The organism is Lacticaseibacillus suihuaensis, from assembly GCF_054785075.1.
Window position 1 is genome coordinate 1 of the sequence record NZ_BAAGBJ010000021.1, and the last position, 20211, is coordinate 20211.

Here is a 20211-nt window from a genome sequence, read left to right on the forward strand (position 1 = left end):
GGGTGTTAGTCTGAGAGTGGGTCATGAAGATTCCTGCTTTCTTGTTTAGCTAGCACTAACAAGAATAGGTCTTCATGGCCTTTTTGGTCTAGTCGTCAGGGTGTTGCACTTGAATTGTAAACTGGGGCCGCTAAATGCGCCGGGTTCTGTCCTCTATTCTTCCGCCAACAGCGGGGCCTGGTTCAGCTGGGCCTGCAGCATCCAGATGCGCTTTTCCGTGGCGCCCTTGAAGCCGATGAAAATGTCTTGGGTGGTGTCGTCGCCTTCCGCCCCGGATACTTCGATGCCGTGCTGGTAGACGTCGGCCAAGTAACGGTAGCCTTCGACCAAAATGGCCAGGCGTTCCGGCGTCGGGGTGCCGAATGTGCCGTGCTCGTCCTTGATGCCGGTGAGGTCGGCGAATTCCTCGAGCGTCGACACCGGCTCGCCGTCCAGCGTGATCAGCCGCTCGGCGATTTCGTCGAGCTGTTCATCGAGGTCCTCGCGGAAGTCGTCCATCAAGGGGTGCAGGTGCAGGAACTCGGGACCGCGCATGTACCAGTGAACTTGGTGAACCACCGCGCTCATCTGGCTGAGGTCTGCTACCAGCTGGTTCAGGGTTTCCTTGGTCTGTGGAACACTCATCATCTGTTTCTCCTCCTAATGCGCCTGCCGTGCAGGCGCGTGCCAGCGCTTCCAATCGACCCTTATAGTGTAACCGACGACGCGACGCGGACCCAAGAAATATGCTCAAGCGGGACGGCGCCTGCGGGTGTAGAATGTGAAGGTTGGACTGGAGGCATTAGAATGAGAAAAATGGCACAAAACGCCGCGCTGATCGCCCTAGGTGCGGCGATTTACGCGCTGGCAATCAACTACTTCCTGATCCCCAACCGCATCGGCGAGGGCGGGGTCACCGGGCTGACGACCATCGGCTACTACGCGCTGAACATCAGCCCGGCGCTGACCAACCTGGTGCTCAACGGCCTGGTGCTGGTGCTCGGACTGCGCTTTTTGGACCGCCGAACCATCGGCTACACGCTGTGGGCGATCCTGTGCATCTCCGGGTTCCTGCGGCTGCCGGTGATCGCCGGCTACCACACCAGCCAGTCCGTGATCGCCGCGGTGTTCGGCGGCGTGTTGATGGGCGTAGCGATGGGCATCATCCTTCGCGCCAATGGCACCGTCGCCGGCAGCACCATTTTGGCCAAAATCATCAACAAGTACTTCGGCATGAAGAACGGCACGGCGACCTTGATGTTCGACCTGTGCGTCGCGGTGCCGTCGGGGCTAATCATCGGCTTTCAAAACATGCTGCTGACGGTGCTTGAGCTCTACGTGTCGGCGGTGGTGCTCAACCGCTACCTCGACCGCTTCGGCGCCAAGCACTCGCTGATGGTGGTGTCGCCGCACAACCAGGCGATCGCCAAGGCGCTGACCGATGCCTTGGGGCAGGGGGTGACGATGCTTGCTGCGACCGGTTTTCACAGCCAAAGGCCGCAGGAGATTCTGTATTTCGTCTGCACCAACGCGGCCTGGCCCCAGGCACTGGCGATCGTCGCTGCCGCCGATCCGAACGCCTTGATTGTCGCCGATCAGGTGCGAAGCGTCCGGGGGCTGCAGCTGAGCAAGCTGCTGTGAGACCGGTTGCCAGCGTTGTGCCGGCAGCCACAGAACCCCGCACTGTTGGGCGAACCCTGTGCCGTTGGGCGAATCCCGCAACGCCGGTTGAATCATGCGGCGCCAACCGGGCAGCCGCCCCGCGTCGCGCCACATCGGGGAAGCCGGCAGGGGGACCGCGGCCGTTCGACGGGGGAACCGGCTCGGCCGGCGGCGTTTTATTGTGAAAGACAGCTCATCACAAGGAGGAACACAACATGCGCATCATGCTGATTGGTAACGCCGGCACCGGCAAGTCGACCTTCGCCAGGCGGCTGACCGCGACCACCGGCTGGCCGCTTTTGTCCCTGGACACCGTGTGGCACACCATGGATTACGGCCACGTTGCCAAGCTCAAGTTCGCCCAGGCGCAACGCGCGTTCATGGCGGCCAACCGCGACTGGATCATCGACGGCAACTACGGCGGCACGATGCCACTGCGGCTGGAACAGGCCGACGCCATTGTGCTGCTGACGGCGCCGCGGGTGGTGTCGATTGCCCGAGTGATTCGCCGCTCGCTGGCCTTTCGCCGCGACCCTAGCACCCGCCCAGACATGGCACCGGGCTTCGTCGAGCACCTGGACCGCGACTACCTGGACTTTCTTTGCTACGTCTGGGATTACAACGCGCGGTTCGGCCAAAACATCGCGCCGCTGCTGGCCGCCCGGCGACCGAACCAGCGGCTGTGGGTCGCCCATAACGCCCGGGAAAAGGCCGCGGTGCTGGCGGCGCTGACGCGGTGACACATCCTGGAAATGACCGGTCAACGGCTGCTGCCGGCCGGGTTTCGCAAGCGCGAGTCAAATTGTTTGACGGGAAATTGGTCCGGTGTTAAGCTACCAGCAGATGATTATCTTAGCGTGGGGCGACGACTCAAAGCCACGGTCGCCGTAGTAGCCACCGCGCGGGAACGGTCCGGAGTGCAAGCGCCTCCAGTACCAGACCCATGCCAAGTCGCAGTGTATTGCCACACGACTTTAAACTTGAGAGCTTTAGTGCAACTCCTGATCCTAGGAGAAACCAGGGGGAAGGACTTCCACCCAGCCGTTGCAGTCCTGCGACCGCCACCCACCGCGTGGGGTAGCCGTGCGGTCACAGGGACGACTGGTGTACCACCCGCACCACGAAGCTGGTAAGACGAAGACAGAATCCTAACCGAATCAGGCCAAGGCCACCGGACAGTGTGAGTCCGGTGGCTTCGGCGCGGCCGCCGCAACTTTTGGGTTGCGGCGGTTTTTGATTATCACGGAGAATGCACTGACGGCCCTGCCGCATTGACGTCGAGCGGCCAAGGCGGCAGGGTCGCCTTGTTTGGGTTCACCCGAAGCTGTGCAGTGAGGCGTAATCACAAAAGGCCGCTGGCGACGCGCAGCACCAGCATCAGCACGAAGGCGGCCGGCGTGTTCCAGCCGTTGTCTGGCAGCAGGTGCGGCGTGAGGCCGAGCGTGGTGGTCACCGTCAGCGCGATGGCGCCGCCGGTGGTCAAGGTGCCGATTGCGGCGGCCAGCGCCAGGTTGACAATCAGCAGGCAGGCCAGACACTGCGCCAGCTGAGCGGCCAACAGCCGCCGGTAAGTGCGAACCCCGCCTCGCACCGCAATCAAGGAATAGGCCGGCGTGAAGGTCTGCACCCACCAGCCGCCCAGCCAGGCGGCCAGGGCGATGAGGCCGCTTTGCATCAGGACGAACATCGCGCGACCCGGCGCGAACGTCAGCAGTAAGGCGTGACTCTGCGTTTGGCCCAGCCCTAGGCCGTAGCAGAAATACGCGTTGACGCCCAGCCAGCCCAGCGCGGTGAGCGTCAGGCGTCGGCTTGGCGTGAGAGAATGCCGCCTTCCAGTTGGTAATGGGCTGAGTAGGCGATTGGGGTCGCCTGGTCGTGTGAGGCGACGATGAGCGTTTTGCCCTCGGCGGCCAGCCCTGCAATCAGTGTGACCAAGGCGGCCACGGCGTCGGCGTCGAGGCCGCGGGTCGGCTCGTCCAGCAGAATCAGCGATTGGTCCTCCATCACGGCCTGGATGATGCCGGCCTTCTCCCGCATGCCGACCGAATACTTCTTCATCGGCGCCCGGTTAGAGAGGGTGAGGTCAAAAGCGGTGAGCAACGGCACCACGTGGTCCAGCGTCACACGGTGCTGGATGCTGAGCAGGAACTTGAGGTTGGCGCGAAGCGTCTCGGTTTCCACGAAGCCGGGATTTTCAATCAACGCGCCGATGCGTTCCTCCGGCGCCAAAGTGACCGTGCCGTGATCGGGCTTGGTCAGTCCTGCGATGATTTTGAGCAGCGTCGACTTGCCCGAGCCGTTGTGTCCGGAAATGTGAACCACGTCACCGTGGTCGACACTTAAATTCACGTGGGACAGCACGTGTTGCCCCATGAACTGCTTGGAGACATCTTGAATTTTCATTAGGGTAATCCTCCATTCTCAAAAGACAACGTTCTCAATCCATGGCCGCACAATGAAAAAATGGGTCGCAATTTCCAACGCGATGGTCCCAACGGCTGTGATGTAGACGTGATGGTGATAAAACGACGTGAACATGATGAGTGCTAGTATGGCCAACATGAAGAAGTTGCCTGTGCAGAAGACCACAAATACGACGGGTCTCACCTTGGTTGCGGAGAATAAAGCAAACTCGAGACCGTACTGGATTATCGCGTAAAGGACGGTGTCTAGCAGAAGGACGACCATTCCAGCTAGTTGAAAATCACTCAAGCTGATTCGTGGCACCGCCAGACCTTCCAGGTGGAGCAGAAAGGTGACGTGGTACGTCAAAAGAACAATGAACAAGATGTTCGACGTATAAGATATGTTGTTCGTCACAAATCCATACATCAGTTCGTAACCCGCCGGCTGCTTTGAGGTCAATGAGAGTAAGGGACTGATCATACCCGCAACGATAAGAATCAGATAGGCGCCGGGTGTGTAGCTAATTCGAACGATAGGCTTCATTTTACCGCCTCGTGGTGTCGCCAGGACACGGTCAGCAGGCACGTTAGACCTAGGTAGATAATAATGGATAGGCTCTGTAATAAGATTGGTGAGATGTGAAGAAGGTACGGGCCAAAATCTGCTACTGTCGTCGGTGCAATTAGGTTAGGCAGAAATAACGCTGCGCCAACCATGCGCAACCAGCTGATATCACCCATCGTGGCAACCCCAAGATACATCGTCAGTGAGATAATCAGACCACTGAGACGGTACAATCCGAGACGTGGAATCCATAAGCCAACCGCAAATGCGAACATTGTGAAGACCGAAATCCCCAAAGCTCTAGAGAAGATAATCCATATCAGACTCGCCCATGAGTAACCAAACTGCAGCTCCTCGACCAGCTGTTGATTGTTGAATACCATTGGAAATCGCAGAAGATGAATGGCAAGACCAACCAAGACGAAGGTGCTGAGCATGAGCATGAACGTCGTTAAGAAGATGGTGACATAAGCCTTAAGAGTTGCGCAACGGCGTGTTTGACTACGAATAATGAGTAGATTACTCGTCCCACTGAGCTGAATTTGCTTAAAATAATCACCGGCGATCAGCGTCGTGCCGCTAAAGATGACGAGTGCCGAGAGAAAACTGGTTCCCGGGTCTGTGAGCCACGCCAAGGCCTCTATCCCGTTGACCGGACCTACAGCGTAGCCGAGATAGTCCGAGCTAAAGAGTGCAACCGCTAAAATGATGAGGAAAAAGAGAAATAGTCTGAGGCGCAGGCCTCTGTAGTGATAAATGCCAACGTACATCGCATCCACCTCCGCTGTTATAAGTGACGAATAATGTTGTGTCGCGTCCATCAACATAAAAAGCGGCGATCGATGGCTGACCTATAACTCGCGATAAAACAAGTTACATGACCGAACGTCGCTGGATGGCGGCATCTATGAGCTTGCTTTAAACTCACACACAGCGCCGAGTTAGAAGAACCTATCAAGTTAAGGTGATGGACAGCGAACAATCAGAAGAGTGTGTCGCTACTGAATTTGTACTTAGCCCATTGTCCGTTGTTGGGCTCCCAAGGATGTGTTTTGTAGGCACCATAATACGTCGTTCCTTTTTTGGCGGTGGTTGTCGCGTGTGAGACACTGAGACCAAATTTGGCCCAGTTTGAAACCGCGACACTTTTTGATGTGGTAATGGCGAGGCTGCCATGAAGTAGTGCTGAGCACGACGTTCCCTTAAAGGTTGCCATTTTCGAAACTGTGATCTTCTTATCGCCATGTTTGTGGTCGACGCGGTAGTGACCCCAGCCTGGCACGCTGCCAATTGATCCAGATACGAGTTTTGAGCCGGCGAACACGGTGGAGAGACTACCGCCGACTAATAGGACGGCGAGACTACAGAATAATCGAACGCATACGTTTATCGATTTTTGCTTTCGCTGTTTCATTTGAAATGCCACACCTTTCATTTGTACTTCACCCAAGAGTACAGAAGATAATACGTGTCATGACAAGCATTGGACGGCGGATTGAGATGACAAATCGAAACAATGAAATCCTAGCTTTCTTGATTACTTCTGCCATCCAGGGAAAGTCTACAAGCGCTTGCTTTATTTATCAAGCACTATATTCCCCCTTCGAGATTTCTGTTCGCTGTAACACGTTCAGCCGTGGATGAATTTGCTGAAACAGGTGTTCCAACGAGGCCACCCGTGATTTATTCGCGGTATACCACGGCTTGTTTTGAATTCGTATTAATTTATTGTTTTGTTCGGCACGCCTTATCCATTAAGGATTCTCAGAAAGAATGTTCCTCGGAACATTCACCGGGTTAAATAATATGACGTCTGTTAATTGCGCGTGTGGGGCGGGGTCACACGTTTCGCTGGTTCAAACGTGTGCTGGCAAACGCGGCGTCTTGCGCTTGGGCCAACGTGACTGACCGCCGGGTTACCACCCACGAGCCCCCGCAACTTTTGGGCATACCAAAACGGCGCCTGTCTGGCAGAACAGGCGCCGCTTGTTTGGGGTTTGTATCGGGCAACGTCGCGTGGTGGGGCGGCGCTGCCCGGGTTAGGGTAGGAGAAACGATGGCTAAATGCGCTTACTTATCGGCCTTGTATTCCTTGATGACGTCCTTGCGCATCTTGTTCTTGGCCTTGGCGTTCTTCATGTCGTACTTGTTGACGTCCTTGTAGCCCAGGCCGTTGACCGTCTTTTGCATGTTGGCCAGCAGGCTGTTGTACTCGGTGTCGGTCTTGGCCATGATCATCTTCCAGGTGGTGTTGGTGACCTGCTGACCGATGGTGCTGCGCTGCGTGGCGATGACGGATGGGTCTTCCGGTGCGGTGTAGGCCACGCCGGCGGCAATTTCAAGCTGGTTCTTTTTCTCCAAGTAGTCCATGGTCGACGTCGCGCCGTCCATGTGCTTGGACCAATCCTTGCTCAGCTTGGTCTCGGAGGCCTTGATCACGGAAGGCCACATGTTGTAGTTGTAGGCCTGGCCGGTGGTTGGGTCCTTGTCGTACTGCAGCACGGTCTTGAAGTTCAGCGGGTTCAGGCCGTCTTGGAACGAGGTGCCGCCGTACTTCTTCGGCATCTTGGTGTTCTGGTCGTCGTTGAGAATCTTGTCGCCGAGCTTGGTCAAAACGGGCTGGCCGTCTTGCATCTTCCACATCACGCCCTTGATGCCGGCGCAGGCGATGTTACCGGCCTGGCTGACCTGAACGCCTTCTGGGGAGTACAGCCAGTTGATGAACTTAACCAGCCGCGTCTTGTTCTTGGCCTTGCTGCCGATGCCAATCATCGTGACGCCGCCGGCCGGGGAGGCGCCGTTGGAGGTGACGTTCAGATCTTGGACCGGCGCCAGCGCGAAGCCCTTGCCCTGCGCGGTGTTGGCCGAGGTGTTGTAGCCGGAGATGCCCAGGAAGTTCCACCAGGAGAACAGAACCTTGCCGGAGCGAACCTTGGTGTCGATCTGCGTCCAGGTCTGCGTCGAGGAGTCCGGATCGAGGATGCCGGCCTGCTTGCACAGGTTCAGGAACTTGATGCCCTTGACGTACTGGCTGTCGCTGGCCACGATGCTCTGGTAGGCCTTGCCGTTGCCCTTGCTCAAAACGGTCCCCTGGTTGATTTCCCAACCGTAGAAGGACAGGTTCTGCGCGGCGTTTTGCATGTTCGTGCCGTCCCAGTCCTTGAACAGGGAGACGGCCCAGATGTCCTTGTCGCCGGTGTCCTTACGCGCCTGGTCCTGCATCTTCTTGAGGACCGGCACCAGGTCGTTCATGGTCTTGATCTTCGGGTAGCCGATTTCCTTGTACAGGTCCCAGCGAATGTACGGGGCGGCCGCCGGTTCCTGGCCTTCGGAAGGCTTGGTCGGCGACATCGAGGAGACGCCGGTGGTCAGGCCCCACAGGCCTTTTTTGCCGGCGATGCTGGCCAGTTCGTCGGAGCTGGCCTTGTACTTCTTGATGTAGGTCATGCCATCGGCGTAAGGCGTCATGTCCGCCAGCAGGCCAGCCTTGACCAGCTTCTTGGTGTGGGTGGTGCCGGTAATGATCAGGTCGCCGAGGTTCCCCGCCGCCGTGCGGGTGTCAAAAAGCGTGGAACCACCGCCGGCCACGTTAGGCGAGACCATTTTCAGCTTGATGTTGAACTTATCCTTGATGTAGTTGGCATACCAACCCTTGGCGATGCCGGCGTAGTTCGCCAGGTCATCGTAAACGGTGACCGTCAGCTCCTTGCCGTCATCCTTGGCGGCCTTCTTGTCGGTGTCGGCCTTGTTGCCAGTGCTGCACCCCGCCAGCGCCAGAATGGTCGCGGCGGCTGTCGCTAAGATCGCTACTTTTCTATGCATCACAAAAACCTCCCAGTTTTTCCCGTGCCCCCGCACGGCGTTCGAGCTGCGGCAGACGGTGCCGCAACACACAACTGAGTATAGTCAACAATACCAAGTTGGGCAAGCGCTTACAGGCGCTATTTGATGGGAATGCATGGGACCAACCGGGCCGAATGTCGACGAATTGGTTCGACGATAGTTTGGAAAACTAACTAATATAACTGACCAGCAATCGCTTCCACGCCGCGTTTCACCGCCGGCCTATGCCACCGCCGATGGGACGAGTCGTGCGAATGAATATAAGAGGGCGGAGCCGCGCGGGTTTAGCGGGACGGGATGCCTAGCCGTGGCGATTGGGGCGTGGGTTTCGACCCAAACGCCGCGGCGTAGCAGGCCGCTCCCGCGTTGCGCGACGGAGCCCGTTTGAAAGAGAGGGCGGAGCGGGGCGGTTAGCCGGACGGGTAGCGCAGGGCGGGGCGGTGAGCCCGGGCCTGGCTCAGTGACCGGACCGAGCTAGCCGCCCCGGGGCAGTTCGTTTGTGGGTATGGGTGAGAAGGGACGGCCGCCAAAATTTCAACGATGTATGCGTTCGGTGGTGAGGCTGTTTCGAGTCATTGATCGCCCGTCAGCTTGCCTTAGTGTGTAGTTTTAAACGGGGTGTTATAATAGAAACCTGTTTGAAACTACATCCGGAGGGATTCGACGTGGAACAGCAAATTCGTGATATCTTACGCCGAAATAATGGTCAGATTACTAGCCAAGATTTGAAGGCTACGGCATTGAATCCGCGTATATTATTTAGTCTGGCTCAACGTGGTGAGCTGGAGCGGATCGAACGCGGTGTGTATATTGATCCGGCCATTTTTGAGGATGACATGTCTAGCTTGCAGTATCGCTTCAGTCGTGGCGTTTATTTCAAAGATACGGCGCTTTTTTTGCACCACATGTTGGATCGAACACCTGAGCGTTACCAGATGAATTTTCCGGCCGGTTACCATGCGACTAGAATATCTGCGTATCCGGTGGATGTTTTTACCCAAAAGCGCGACTGGTACGAGCTGGGTATTGAGGAGGTGATGACACCGGGGCAACACCTTGTTCGGGTCTACAATATTGAGCGAACGCTTTGCGATATTTTGCGGACGCGTGATCAGTCGGACTCGGAGACAATTCGCCAGGCAATGCGCGAATATACCCGAATGAAGCAGCGCAATATTGGCCGACTGATTGAGTATGCTAACCTGTTCAATGTCCGAAGTCGAATTGACAACTATTTGGAGGTCTTGTTATGAACCTGGGCTTCACGAGTGGTCAGCAGTTCAAGGCCAAGGTCAGAAATCTGGCCAAAGAATAGCGGGTCGATCCTCAGATTCTTTTGCAGGAAGTGGTGTTGGACGAAATAGCAGATCGGATTTCCCACTCGTCGTACCGCAACAATTTAATCCTAAAAGGCGGTTTCCTGATTGCCTCCATGCTGGGTGTTGATACGCGGTCGACGCGAGATATGGATACCGCAATCAAGGGACTACCGGTGACGGTTGCGAAAATAAGTGATGTTTTCAGTGACATTGTGAACATGAATACGCCCGAGAACGATATCCAGTTGACCATGACACACGTCGAACCAATCAGAGAAGATGCAGAATACACGGGCTATCGCGTTCATATGCAGGCCCTTGTTTTCGGAAGCGTCATTGACACTAAGGTTGATGTTTCAACGGGAGACGTCATCACACCGCGCGAAATTTCGTGGCATCACCGTACACTTTTTAACCAGCAGGATATCTTGGTGATGGCTTACAACATGGAGACCATTTTGGCCGAGAAACTTGAGACGATTGTGACCCGGCAAGAGGCCAACACGCGCATGAAGGATTACTACGATGTGTACCTGTTCGACAAAGTACGGGGTGACGAACTCAGCTTCAAAACGCTACGGGCTGCAATCAGAGCGACGGCCGCACGACGCGCGGCCGTGCCGATACTGACCGAATACGCGAGCATCGCGACAGAATTAGCTCACTCGCGTACGCTGAACGAACGCTGGCTGCGTTACCAAAAGGCATTTGCATATAGTCGCGGCATCACGTTTTCTGCCGCTTGTGACGCCATCGCCGAGTTAATTCGCCGAAGTGAACGTGCAGATGGATGAGCGGCGTATGGGCGGCGCGTCAACGGGATCGGAGCGTTAATTCGGTTCAAAAGTAAACGGTCTGCCAAATCCGAGAGGCTCGGATTTGACAGACCGTTTTGCATCCTCAATAACAACTGGTGGGGCGAAAACTCAGTCGCTCACGCCTTGCGGTCTGTTCGCCGCAGCAGCTTGGGTTCCGTGACGCGCAGCACAATCAGGTTGATCAACAGCAGAAGCGCCGTGGAGATGAACACCACGTTGTAATCGAATAGGCCGGCCAGCGTCCCGCCGAGGAAGGCGCCGAACATGTTGCCCAGGGCCTGGAAGCTCTGGTTCCATGAGAAAATCGCGCTGGTGGTCTCCGGCGGCGTGTTTTTGGTCAGCAGGGTCTGGATGGTCGGGAACAGTCCCGCGTCGGAAATGCCGACGAACAGGCGCAACACGCCCAGGCCGACGACGCTGCCGATGATGCCCTGCGGAAAGTAGACCAGCACCGCGAACAGGTAGCAGCCGATCAACACCCGCCCGGAGCCGTGCTTGTCGCCGTAGCGGCCGAGCCGCGGCGCCGCCAAAATGTTCGAGATCCCGGGCAACGCCGCGATGATGCCGGCGACCACGGTGATGGCGCCTTGATTGTGCATCAGTTCCTTAATGTACAGCGAGATGATCGGTGAAATCGACGCGTTGCCGGTTTGCACAATCATGGTCGAGACCAACAGAATCACGATTAGCTTGGGGTCGGCGACCTTGTGCAACAGCGACTCGTGCGGGGCTCCCTGGACGCGTTTGACCGGTACGAAGGACTCCTCGACCATGAACGCCGACATCAGGCAGACCACGGTGAGCAGCGCCGCGGTGATGAAGAAGGTGTTGCGAATCGAGAAGATCTGGGCCAAGATCCCGCCGACGATCGGGCCAAAAAGCGTCCCGGACACCGAGCCGGTGACCAGGGTACCCAACGCGACGCCGGCCTTGGTGCGAGGCGTCTGCGAGGCCACCAGGGCCTGGGCGTTGGGGATGTAGCCGGAGAAGAAGCCCTGAAAGAAGCGGCAGGCGAACAGCGCCCAGACGTTGGTGCAAAGCCCCATCAAGGCCATCGACACCGCGATGCCCAGGCTCGCCCGAATCAGCATCACCTTGCGGCCGGTGCGGTCGGCCAAGCTGCCCCACAGCGGCGAGACAATCGCCGTGATTAGGAAGGTGACGGCGTAGATCAACCCGCTCCAAAAGGTCAGCTCCTGCTTGGAAAAATCGCCCATCTGGCTGACGTAAAGCGACAAAAACGGCATGATTTCGCTGAACGCGATGCCGGCAACGAAGGTGCAAAACCACAGCACGTAGAGATTTTTCTTCCATGGGCCACGTTCGCGTTGTGCATCATCCATGGGAGTGGCGCCTCCTTTCGGCCGGTGCAGCGGCACCGGCACGGTTAATAATTTCTGAAAACCATAACTCCTAGTATCGCACTTTTTGCAAGCGGCGGCACCAGCGAGTGACCGCGTGTCACATTGGCTGTCACATCGCGAAGCGGCGAATGGCCACCGCCGCGCCGGCCGCCGTGTTGGCCGGCGCCACGTGGTCGGCGATGGCCAGCAGGCCGGCGCTGGCGTTGTGCAAGGCGACGCCGACGCCGGCCGCCTCAAGCATCGGAATGTCATTGTCGCCGTCGCCCAGCGCCATGGTCTGCGCCAGGCTCAGCCCGTAATGCCCGGCCAAAAAACGCAGCGCCTGGGCCTTGGACACGGCGGGGTGGGTGAGCTCCAGGTAGGTCGGCTTGGACCGCGCCGCCGTCAGCGGCAAGCCTTGCACGGCGTCGCGCAACGCATCGATCGCCGCCGGCTCGCCCATGCACAGCAGCTTATGCACCGGCCGCCCGGTGGCCAAGAAGCCGGCGACATCGCCGTCAGTCGGGGCCGTGCCGGTGATCGCCGCCTCCTGGGCGACCCAGGGGCTCGGGGCCGCGATCCAGTTGGGACCGGCGAACACGTTGACGCTGATGGCCAGGCCGCGAGCGGTCACGCAATCTTGCACCGCCTGGGCCACACCTGCGGCCAGCGGCTGTGAAAACAGCGGCGTGGTGGTGCCGTCGGGGTGGTGCGTGGCGATCAGTGCCCCGTTCAAGGCGACCAGGGGCAGCGTCACCGCCAGCGTCGTGGCAATCGCCGCCATGGCCTGCGGCGGCCGCGCCGAGGCCAGGCAGAAGCGGCCGCCTGCCGCGGTGTAATCTCGCACCGCCTCAATCACGGCCGGCCGCAGCACGTGCCGTTCGTCGAGCAGGGTACCGTCAATATCGCTGAACACCAGTGGAATTGTCATTGTCGCGCCTCCCGTTTCACGTGGAACAATCAGCTTCCTACACTGTCAGTGTAGCCGGCCGGCCCAGGCGAGGCAAGGAAAGCGGCGGGGCGGGGGCGTCCCCGGCTGGGACGGGTAAGGGCCCGGCGGCGAGTTCGCACGGAGTTGTGAGCGATGGGTGCGAGCCGGCAAAGTATGCAAAGAGGGCGCCCGATCGCTCGGACGCCTTTGTCTTGGGATGTTTTCATTGCTGGTTCGAGGTTTACACATCCCCGGCCTTTAAGGCGCCACAGCCCGTGCATGCCAGCTCACAATCGCTGCGGGGTACCTGACAGACGCTACGTCGCCTGTTCCACCCATATTATACGATAGGCGCATTTTACTGGCAACTTCCGCGGCTCAGTCGTGCTGCCACGGGTTGGGCAGCCGCGCCATCAGCTGCTTCAGCTCGGGCAGCCTGGCCGCCACCGGGGCCGGCAGGTGCCAGGCCGGCGGCTCCAGGCTGGCCCAAAGCGCGGCGATCAAGGCGGTCACGGCCCGGCGCCAGTTGGCGTGGGTGGCCGCGTCGGTGTCGCGCAGCCCGGTCAAAATCGCCTTGGCGCTTTGCGGCAGCTGGCCGCGCAGCTCGGCGAAGGTGCTGGCGTCGGTTCGCAGCACCAGCGCGTAGGCCGCGTCCAGGCAGGCGCGTTTGGTGGCGGCGTCCAGCTCCGCGACCCAGGCGGCGATGCTGCGCTGGGCGTATTGCGACAGCCCGTCCGTCGTGGCCAGCGGCACGAAGGCGTGACCTTGCACCGGCCAGCTGAACGGGTCGTGCTGGCCCAGGGCGTGAGCGGTGCTTTGGATCACTTGGTACTCCTGGTCCGGGTCAAAAAGCGTCCCGATCAGGCTGCTCTGTGGCACCAGCTTGTGAATGCGCGACCGCAGTACTGGGACGACGGCCGTCCCGATGCCGGGACCGTCGGCGTTGTACACCGCGGTCACGCGGTTTTGCAGCGCAGGTGGGGCCTTCACGAAGGCGTAGGTCGCAAGCGTCCCGCCCTTGGAGTGGCCGACCAAAGTCAGCGGCCCGGGGAACCGCGCCGCGATGCCTTCGAGGTAGGCCAAGGCGGCGCGTTGCGACGGAATCGTCTTCAGGTAGGCCATGTTGAAGTCCTCCTTCCAGTCGACGAAGGCCGCCCGGGTGCCGCGAAAGGCCAGCACGTGCTGGCCGCCGGGCAGGGAAAAGGTGACGGCGGAGAACTGTTTTTCAAGCGCCGCGTCGAGCTGATCCACTGCGTCGTGAACGCGGATGTCGCGAAAGCGTGGCTGATGGGCCAAGACGGCCAGCAGCGCCGCGTTGGGGCCGGGCTTCCAGGTGTCTTGGGTCAGGGCGGTGAAGGCCGCTGGCGGCAGGTCGCCCAGCCGGTTGAGGCTCGGCGCAATCAGATTGAAGGGAAAATAGGCCAGCTGGGCCAAAATCACCCCGTCGACCGCGGTCAGCGGTAGCTGGGCGAAGCTAAGGGAGCCGACCTGCTTGGCGTAACCGGTCAAGTTAAGCATGTTTTTCACCTCACGAAGTCCTTTTCTCTAGTATGCCACAAATTACCACTAACTTTTTGTCAGAACTTGACGCGCGTCAAGTTCTTTGTGCCGCGTGGCCCCTATACTTGAGTCATCAAAGTGATAGGGGAGCGGATCATGAAATTTCAAAAATGGTTGCAAGATCACAGTCAACACATCACCTGGCTGTCAGCGGCGCTGATTGTGCTGGGTTACGCCGGCAAGTTCACGCATGTCGGCTGGCTTTACGCCTGGGCGCTGGCGATCGCCTCGCTGATCGCGGTGGTGCCGATCGCGGTTCACGCCTTCCAGGCGCTGAAAGTGAAGGTGGTTTCAATTGAGCTTCTGGTCACCATCGCCGTCATCGGCGCGTTCGTGATCGGCGAGTACAACGAAAGCGCCATCGTCACCTTCTTGTTCCTGTTCGGGAACTTCCTGGAGCAAAAAACGCTGAGCAAGACGCGCGAATCCATCCGCAGCCTGACCGACATGGCGCCGACCACGGCGCAGGTGCTGCAGGCCGATGGCACCACCGAAGACACCGACGTCGATGACGTCGAGGTCGGTGACGTGGTGGTGGTCAAAACCGGCGCCGCCATCCCGGTCGACGGGGTGGTCGTCGACGGCTCCGGCTACGCAGACGAGGCCGCCGTCACCGGCGAGTCCCGGGCCGTTCGCAAGACCAATGGCGAGCAAGTCTTCTCCGGGACGATTCTGAGCGACGGGGCGTTGAACGTCCGGGCGACCAAGGTCGGCGACGACACCACCTTCGCCAAAATCGTCGAGTTGGTCGAAGACGCGCAAGACACCAAGTCCCACGCCGAGAAGTTCATCGACCGCTTCGCGCAGTACTACACCCCCGCGGTGCTTTTGATCGCGCTGGTGGTCGGGCTGATCAGCCAGGACTTCAAGTTGGCAATCACCGTGCTGGTGCTCGGCTGCCCCGGCGCCTTGGTCATCGGGGCCCCGGTTTCCAACGTCGCCGGCATCGGCAACGGCGCCAAGCGCGGCATCCTGGTCAAGGGTGGCGAGGCAATGGACCAGTTCGCCAAGATTGACACCTTTGTTTTCGACAAAACCGGCACCCTGACCAAGGGCGAAACCGCCGTCTCCGACGTGGTGGTGTTCACCGGGACCAAAGACGACCTGCTGGCGAAGGCCGCGGCGCTTGAAAGCCTGTCGGACCACCCGCTGGGCCGCGCCGTCATCGCTGAGGCGACCCGCCGCAAGCTGAACCTCAACCTCGAATTGGCCGATCACCAGACCATTCGCGGCCAAGGCGTCACGGCCAAGGTCGCAGGCGTTGACGTCTGCGCCGGCAACGAGAAGTTGCTGGCGGCGCATCACGTTGCGCTCACGCCTGAGCAACAAGCCGCGGTCCACAAACTGCAACAAACCGGCAGCTCCTTGATCATCGTCGCAGTCGCCGGCGTGGTCGCCGGGCTGATCGGCGTCTCCGACATCGTGCGGCCGGAAGCCAAGGCCGCCTTGGCCGCCCTGAAGAAGGCCGGCGCCAAGCACCTGGTGATGCTGACCGGCGATAACCAGGTCACCGCCGATTACGTCGCCCAGACCCTCGGCGTCGATGAGGTTCACGCCGAGCTGATGCCGGATCAGAAGGTCGAGTTCGTCAAGCAGTTCCAGGCGGCCGGCCAGCGCGTCGCGTTCGTCGGCGACGGCATCAACGACTCGCCGTCTTTGGCCACCGCCGACATCGGCATCGCGATGGGCTCCGGCACCGATGTCGCGATCGAAACCTCCGACGTCGTCTTGATGCAATCGAGCTTCAAGGCCCTGGTTCACGCCTACCGCCTGGCCAAAAAGACGGTGCTCAACACCCGCGAGAACGTGACGATTGCGATTCTGGTCGTGGCCTTCCTGCTGCTGGGCCTGGTCGCCGGCTTCATCTACATGGCCTCCGGCATGTTCGTTCACGAGGCCTCGATCCTGGTCGTGATTTTCAACGCGATGCGGCTGATCAACTTCGGCGGTCGCGCCGAAAAACTTGACTAAACTTGACCGGCGTCAATTATTTTCCCGCCGGCCCCACCTACAATAGACTTATCAACCAAGAGGAGGAACCGATTATGAACAAGAAAATCATTATGCAGCTGGATGAACTGACCTGCCCGTCTTGCCTGACCAAGATCGAAGGCGCCGTCAAGAACACCAAGGGCGTCGGCGCCGTCAAGGTCCTGTTCAACGCCGGCAAGGTGAAGGCCGAGTTCGACGACAGCCAGGTCTCCGCCGATGACCTCAGCCAGGTCGTCACCAAGCTGGGCTACGAGGTCCAAGGCGTCAAGGTCAAGGACCTGTAGCCGCCAGCGCCTGCTTCACCCCAAAAACCAAACCAAACCAAACCAAACGTCGCTGTTCTTAGTCGATCAAAACTGCACATTCACTCAGGAGGAATCTCACATGCCAAGCAAAGAAGCCATTGAAGCCAAGTATCAAGCCGAAGTCGAACAGGCCGACCGCGACCACCACAAGCCGACCGCCGGCGCCATGACCGGCCACATTTTGGCCAACCTGTGGGTCTTGGACGTCAAGTTCCACCAGGCCCTCTGGTTCGTTCACGGGCCACAGAGTTACCAGCTCCAGCAGGTCTACACTGACCTGATCGCCGCCAACCGTAAGCAGATCGACGAGCTCGGCGGGGTGCTTTTGGACGAAAACGAGTTCCCGCCGGCCACCGTCGCCGAGTACACGCGCTACGCCAAAATCGAAGAGGAGCCGCGGCTGAAGTACGAGGACGCCGCGCAGGTTGTCGACCAGACGGCGCATGACTTCACCACCGCCAACATGTTCATCGACCGCGCGATCAAGCTCGCCGAACGCGAGAGCCGCCCGGCGATGGCCGCCTTCCTGACCAGCCTGCGCGGCTACAACAACCAGCAGGTTCGCAAGCTCCAGGCCTTCCTCGGCAAGACCGCCTGGGAGGGGTTGGTCGAAGTCGACGACGACGAGGACTAAGCCCAGACAGTACAAAACGATGCCCAGATTACTCTGGACATCGTTTTTTATTGCCTTCGAGAAGCCGGTCGCGGCTCGGCTATCGCACCCGCTGCCGGCGCCGGTTCAGCGCCAGCGCGAGGGCGAAGAGGCCACCCGCCCAGGCGAACAGAACCGCGAGCCCCACGCTGGGTCCCCACGCTGGCCAAGGGGTGGTGCCGGTGATGACACGATCGAAGTGCAGGTACCCCCATGGCAGCATTCGGCTGGCGGCGCGAATCGGGCCGAAGCTGAGCAGGGTGGGTTGTGCCAAGGCAATCAGTCCGGCGCAGACCACGGCGACGGCCCCGGTGCTGGCGGTCAGCTGGGCGACGCAGGCGGCCAGCATGACCAGCAACACCACCGCCGCGGCTAGCAAGGCGCCATATTGTGCCAAGGCGTGACCGGCCGTCATCAGCCGCCCGGCCCCGTCGACTAGCGGATAGCGCCAATAACCGTAGCCCATGGTTCGGCCGACCACCCAGTAGGTCAGCCCGATGGCCACGGCGACCACCGGCAGCGTGATGAGAAGGGCCGCTGCGATGCGGGTGATCAACGGTCGCGCCGGGATGACCGGCAGAGTGGCAGCGAAGCCGGCCGTCCCGCGGCGCCGCTCGAAGGTCAGAACGGCCGCGGCCGGTAAGCTAGCAAAAATCAGCAGCATCAGGGGTGAAAGCTTGTTAAAAAAGGTATTGAGCAAATAATTCGCGGCCGGCACGTTGCCCTTGGCCAGCGGCAGCTCGAACAGGTCGTGGGCCAGCAGGTACTGGTAGAATCGCACATCCGTCTGCCGGGCGGCCACGCTGGAAGCGCCGGCCGCGCCGCCGCGGCTGATCGGGGTGAACTGCAGGTTGTGAGCCTGGGCCAAGTGGAGCGTGTACTTCTGGTAGGTCAGCATGGTTCGAATCATCTCGCGGCGGCCCTTTTTGACCGTGGCGTCGCCGGCGTTGCTGTAGATGCCGCTGGCGGCCATCATCACGTCTTGCAGGTGCTGCCGCTCTGTTTTCAGGTAAGCCATGTGCTTCTTGATTGCCGCGGTTTGCGGCTTCACCGCATCCAAGGCGTCGAGCTGCTGATTGGTGCCGTCGTATGCCCTTTGGTAGGCGGTGGTGAGCGTCGAGTCTGCGTCATCCGCGGCGTTGGGACGCGTCGTTTTGAGACCGAGGAACGTCGTGAGCAGCAACAGCAGGAGAACCAGCAGCGTGACTAAGTTGATTTTTTGCCGCCAATGTTTTTTAAGCTCAAAAAGTAGCATAGTCCGTCCCTCCTACGCGTTCGTGACCAGCGGCAGCTGCCGCCGGCTGCGGATTGCCGCCATTGCCGTTGCAATCAGCCAGAGGCCGACCATCCAGCTGGCAAATACCAGGACGACGGTGACGGCACTGGAGTTCACGTATTGCAACTGATGGTTGACTAGGGCCGGCAGGTTGACGTAGAAGCTGGGTAGCGCGTGAACGAGGGCACGTGGCAGGTGATCCAGCAGGTGAAAAAAGTCGGCGAAGGGCAACAGCGCTATCAGGAACATGGCGACGCTGGCGTCCTTGGTGAACTGGCGAATCAGGTGAGCGGCGCTGATGAACAGCCCGAACCACAAGTTGTACAGCCCGAGGTAACGCAGCAGCATCTGCCACAGGGGTACAAGCTGCATGACCTTCAGGTGCGGCACCTGAACCGGAAAGCGCCAAAGGCCCAGGTCGTGCTCGGGCGACAGGGCCAGCGCCGCCACCACCAAGCCGGCGGCGAGGAGCAGGCCGACGTTGACGATCAGCCAGGCGGTCAGGCCGCGCAGCAGGGCCACTGCGCTAGGCCGCAGTGGAACAACTGCGCCGAGCATAGGCGGATGACGCAGCTGATCCGCGAAGAAGGTCGTTGCGATGACGGTGATAGCAACTAGCAGGATACCATAGGTCAGTAACGTGGGTAGCCGTCGCGTCGCGGTGTCCCCGAGGTTGAGTGAGAACATCAAAATGGTCAGTGCAGTGGTTGCTTGGTCGACTTGAAGGAGGCGTTTCGGGGCAATTTGCCGCCAGTAGGTCAGAAGGTGTACGAGATTATCCGGTGACGGCGTTAGAAAATCGAAGCTGAAGTAGGAAAAATAGTTCAGTTGGCTGATGATTTCGGGACTATTCGTCGCGTATTGAAGCGTCAATCTGTTGGCTCGATTATACTTACCAGCATTTAGTGCGGTAACCAGTGGCTTCATCAATCGTCGAGCCTGAACCGCGATGTTCCGGCCACCTAGATTTGATTCTTCTAGACTTGCCTCAGTGACAATTGTTTGCTGCATGGTTGTTTTGTTCATGCTCGTGATTAGTGGAATCTCTCTTTGGCCGACGCGCATCATGTATCCGCCCTTGCCGGTTTGGTTGGTGGCGATACTAAAAACAAATAGGCCGATCAGCGCAATCAAAAGGGCCAGGTAGGTTCGCCAGGGGGCGGTCTTGAACTCGAAGCGAAGTTGGGTGAGCATGGGTTGGTCCTCTCTGTAATATAACAAGACAAAATCGGTACAGTTGATATGAAACGCTTACACTTTTGGATGACCCGGTAAATATTCTCAGCTTATCGACCCTTAGCTGGCGTGGGCCTCACGAAGCCGCCGTTCGGTCGCACGGTTCTTGGCAGCAGCTTGGTTGACTAAGCCACGTTATCTAGGCCCCTTTCGTGGAAGCGAAGGGGGTTTTTGAGTTTCACGGCTTTGCGACTGGGGCCTGCAGGAAGGTCTCGGTGTACAAGGCCATCATGTCCTGCCCGGAATTGGTAACGTCGTGGATGTGCTGGTCCTTCAGGAAAAACACCGAGTCCGACACCCGCCCGACCGAGTCCATCTGGTGGGA

Annotated in this window: 18 protein-coding genes; 7 read left to right on the forward strand and 11 right to left on the reverse strand. The window is 59.2% G+C overall.

Annotated elements, in window-relative coordinates:
- Positions 1–153: 153 nt before the first annotated feature.
- A complete protein-coding gene (locus ACYVRZ_RS12535) occupies positions 154–624 on the reverse strand; it encodes a Dps family protein (RefSeq protein WP_262316862.1) in 471 nt (156 codons plus the stop codon).
- Between the two features lie 162 nt (positions 625–786).
- Here ACYVRZ_RS12535 and ACYVRZ_RS12540 point away from each other — a divergent pair, with 162 nt between their 5' ends.
- Together ACYVRZ_RS12540 and ACYVRZ_RS12545 are read left to right on the forward strand one after the other, a co-directional pair.
- The gene (locus ACYVRZ_RS12540; protein WP_461227346.1) at positions 787–1620 is read left to right on the forward strand and encodes a YitT family protein; all 834 of its coding nucleotides are present in this window, start codon (positions 787–789) and stop codon (positions 1618–1620) included.
- Between the two features lie 236 nt (positions 1621–1856).
- Positions 1857–2381, forward strand: a complete 525-nt coding sequence (locus tag ACYVRZ_RS12545; protein WP_461227348.1) for a P-loop NTPase family protein — start codon at positions 1857–1859, stop codon at positions 2379–2381.
- A 602-nt stretch (positions 2382–2983) separates the two neighbouring features.
- Here ACYVRZ_RS12545 and ACYVRZ_RS12550 read toward each other — a convergent pair.
- The 5 genes from ACYVRZ_RS12550 to ACYVRZ_RS12570 form a co-directional block, all read right to left on the reverse strand.
- On the reverse strand, positions 2984–3328 hold the full coding sequence (locus ACYVRZ_RS12550) for a hypothetical protein (RefSeq protein ID WP_461227350.1): 345 nt from the start codon (positions 3326–3328) through the stop codon (positions 2984–2986).
- Positions 3329–3438: 110 nt separating this feature from the next.
- On the reverse strand, positions 3439–4044 hold the full coding sequence (locus tag ACYVRZ_RS12555; protein WP_461227352.1) for an ATP-binding cassette domain-containing protein: 606 nt from the start codon (positions 4042–4044) through the stop codon (positions 3439–3441).
- Between the two features lie 18 nt (positions 4045–4062).
- Positions 4063–4590 carry a hypothetical protein gene (locus ACYVRZ_RS12560; RefSeq protein WP_461227354.1) on the reverse strand — a complete coding sequence of 176 codons (528 nt, stop codon included), beginning with the start codon at positions 4588–4590 and terminating at the stop codon, positions 4063–4065.
- The gene (locus tag ACYVRZ_RS12565) at positions 4587–5381 is read right to left on the reverse strand and encodes a hypothetical protein (protein WP_461227356.1); all 795 of its coding nucleotides are present in this window, start codon (positions 5379–5381) and stop codon (positions 4587–4589) included. Before ACYVRZ_RS12565 ends, ACYVRZ_RS12560 begins: the two co-directional genes overlap by 4 nt.
- A gap of 1300 nt (positions 5382–6681) precedes the next feature.
- A complete protein-coding gene (locus ACYVRZ_RS12570; RefSeq protein WP_461227358.1) occupies positions 6682–8433 on the reverse strand; it encodes an extracellular solute-binding protein in 1752 nt (583 codons plus the stop codon).
- Positions 8434–9119: 686 nt separating this feature from the next.
- On the opposite strand from ACYVRZ_RS12570, the gene ACYVRZ_RS12575 reads away from it, so the two are divergent.
- Both ACYVRZ_RS12575 and ACYVRZ_RS12580 read left to right on the forward strand, forming a co-directional pair.
- Complete coding sequence (locus ACYVRZ_RS12575) at positions 9120–9707, forward strand: type IV toxin-antitoxin system AbiEi family antitoxin domain-containing protein (RefSeq protein ID WP_461227360.1); 588 nt, start codon at positions 9120–9122, stop codon at positions 9705–9707.
- 98 nt (positions 9708–9805) lie between these two features.
- Positions 9806–10567, forward strand: coding sequence for a nucleotidyl transferase AbiEii/AbiGii toxin family protein (locus ACYVRZ_RS12580; RefSeq protein ID WP_461227362.1), 762 nt, complete (start codon positions 9806–9808; stop codon positions 10565–10567).
- 140 nt (positions 10568–10707) lie between these two features.
- On the opposite strand, the gene ACYVRZ_RS12585 is transcribed toward ACYVRZ_RS12580, so the two are convergent.
- The 3 genes from ACYVRZ_RS12585 to ACYVRZ_RS12595 form a co-directional block, all read right to left on the reverse strand.
- Entirely contained in the window at positions 10708–11934 is a 1227-nt protein-coding gene (locus ACYVRZ_RS12585) for an MFS transporter (protein ID WP_461227364.1), read from the reverse strand.
- Between the two features lie 130 nt (positions 11935–12064).
- Positions 12065–12865 carry a Cof-type HAD-IIB family hydrolase gene (locus ACYVRZ_RS12590; RefSeq protein WP_461227366.1) on the reverse strand — a complete coding sequence of 267 codons (801 nt, stop codon included), beginning with the start codon at positions 12863–12865 and terminating at the stop codon, positions 12065–12067.
- Positions 12866–13243: 378 nt separating this feature from the next.
- Positions 13244–14383 carry an Mbeg1-like protein gene (locus ACYVRZ_RS12595; RefSeq protein ID WP_461227368.1) on the reverse strand — a complete coding sequence of 380 codons (1140 nt, stop codon included), beginning with the start codon at positions 14381–14383 and terminating at the stop codon, positions 13244–13246.
- A 138-nt stretch (positions 14384–14521) separates the two neighbouring features.
- On the opposite strand from ACYVRZ_RS12595, the gene ACYVRZ_RS12600 reads away from it, so the two are divergent.
- From ACYVRZ_RS12600 to ACYVRZ_RS12610, 3 genes are all read left to right on the forward strand, one after another.
- On the forward strand, positions 14522–16396 hold the full coding sequence (locus ACYVRZ_RS12600; protein WP_461227370.1) for a heavy metal translocating P-type ATPase: 1875 nt from the start codon (positions 14522–14524) through the stop codon (positions 16394–16396).
- 74 nt (positions 16397–16470) lie between these two features.
- On the forward strand, positions 16471–16701 hold the full coding sequence (locus ACYVRZ_RS12605; RefSeq protein ID WP_225049352.1) for a heavy-metal-associated domain-containing protein: 231 nt from the start codon (positions 16471–16473) through the stop codon (positions 16699–16701).
- A 100-nt stretch (positions 16702–16801) separates the two neighbouring features.
- A complete protein-coding gene (locus tag ACYVRZ_RS12610) occupies positions 16802–17356 on the forward strand; it encodes a Dps family protein (RefSeq protein WP_461227372.1) in 555 nt (184 codons plus the stop codon).
- Positions 17357–17435: 79 nt separating this feature from the next.
- Here ACYVRZ_RS12610 and ACYVRZ_RS12615 read toward each other — a convergent pair whose 3' ends face one another.
- Both ACYVRZ_RS12615 and ACYVRZ_RS12620 read right to left on the reverse strand, forming a co-directional pair.
- Entirely contained in the window at positions 17436–18629 is a 1194-nt protein-coding gene (locus tag ACYVRZ_RS12615) for a hypothetical protein (protein ID WP_461227374.1), read from the reverse strand.
- A 12-nt stretch (positions 18630–18641) separates the two neighbouring features.
- On the reverse strand, positions 18642–19523 hold the full coding sequence (locus ACYVRZ_RS12620) for a hypothetical protein (RefSeq protein WP_461227376.1): 882 nt from the start codon (positions 19521–19523) through the stop codon (positions 18642–18644).
- Positions 19524–20211: the final 688 nt, after the last annotated feature.

What these genes read in the sequence shown, in the direction of transcription:
- ACYVRZ_RS12565 (WP_461227356.1), bottom strand. Translation starts at nt 5,381, where the DNA reads ATGTACGTTGGCATTTATCACTACAGAGGCCTGCGCCTCAGACTATTT.
- ACYVRZ_RS12560 (WP_461227354.1), bottom strand. Translation starts at nt 4,590, where the DNA reads ATGAAGCCTATCGTTCGAATTAGCTACACACCCGGCGCCTATCTGATT.
- ACYVRZ_RS12585 (WP_461227364.1), bottom strand. Translation starts at nt 11,934, where the DNA reads ATGGATGATGCACAACGCGAACGTGGCCCATGGAAGAAAAATCTCTAC.
- ACYVRZ_RS12540 (WP_461227346.1), top strand. Translation starts at nt 787, where the DNA reads ATGAGAAAAATGGCACAAAACGCCGCGCTGATCGCCCTAGGTGCGGCG.
- ACYVRZ_RS12590 (WP_461227366.1), bottom strand. Translation starts at nt 12,865, where the DNA reads ATGACAATTCCACTGGTGTTCAGCGATATTGACGGTACCCTGCTCGAC.
- ACYVRZ_RS12555 (WP_461227352.1), bottom strand. Translation starts at nt 4,044, where the DNA reads ATGAAAATTCAAGATGTCTCCAAGCAGTTCATGGGGCAACACGTGCTG.
- ACYVRZ_RS12610 (WP_461227372.1), top strand. Translation starts at nt 16,802, where the DNA reads ATGCCAAGCAAAGAAGCCATTGAAGCCAAGTATCAAGCCGAAGTCGAA.
- ACYVRZ_RS12570 (WP_461227358.1), bottom strand. Translation starts at nt 8,433, where the DNA reads ATGCATAGAAAAGTAGCGATCTTAGCGACAGCCGCCGCGACCATTCTG.
- ACYVRZ_RS12605 (WP_225049352.1), top strand. Translation starts at nt 16,471, where the DNA reads ATGAACAAGAAAATCATTATGCAGCTGGATGAACTGACCTGCCCGTCT.
- ACYVRZ_RS12550 (WP_461227350.1), bottom strand. Translation starts at nt 3,328, where the DNA reads ATGTTCGTCCTGATGCAAAGCGGCCTCATCGCCCTGGCCGCCTGGCTG.
- ACYVRZ_RS12615 (WP_461227374.1), bottom strand. Translation starts at nt 18,629, where the DNA reads ATGCTACTTTTTGAGCTTAAAAAACATTGGCGGCAAAAAATCAACTTA.
- ACYVRZ_RS12545 (WP_461227348.1), top strand. Translation starts at nt 1,857, where the DNA reads ATGCGCATCATGCTGATTGGTAACGCCGGCACCGGCAAGTCGACCTTC.
- ACYVRZ_RS12535 (WP_262316862.1), bottom strand. Translation starts at nt 624, where the DNA reads ATGAGTGTTCCACAGACCAAGGAAACCCTGAACCAGCTGGTAGCAGAC.
- ACYVRZ_RS12595 (WP_461227368.1), bottom strand. Translation starts at nt 14,383, where the DNA reads ATGCTTAACTTGACCGGTTACGCCAAGCAGGTCGGCTCCCTTAGCTTC.
- ACYVRZ_RS12600 (WP_461227370.1), top strand. Translation starts at nt 14,522, where the DNA reads ATGAAATTTCAAAAATGGTTGCAAGATCACAGTCAACACATCACCTGG.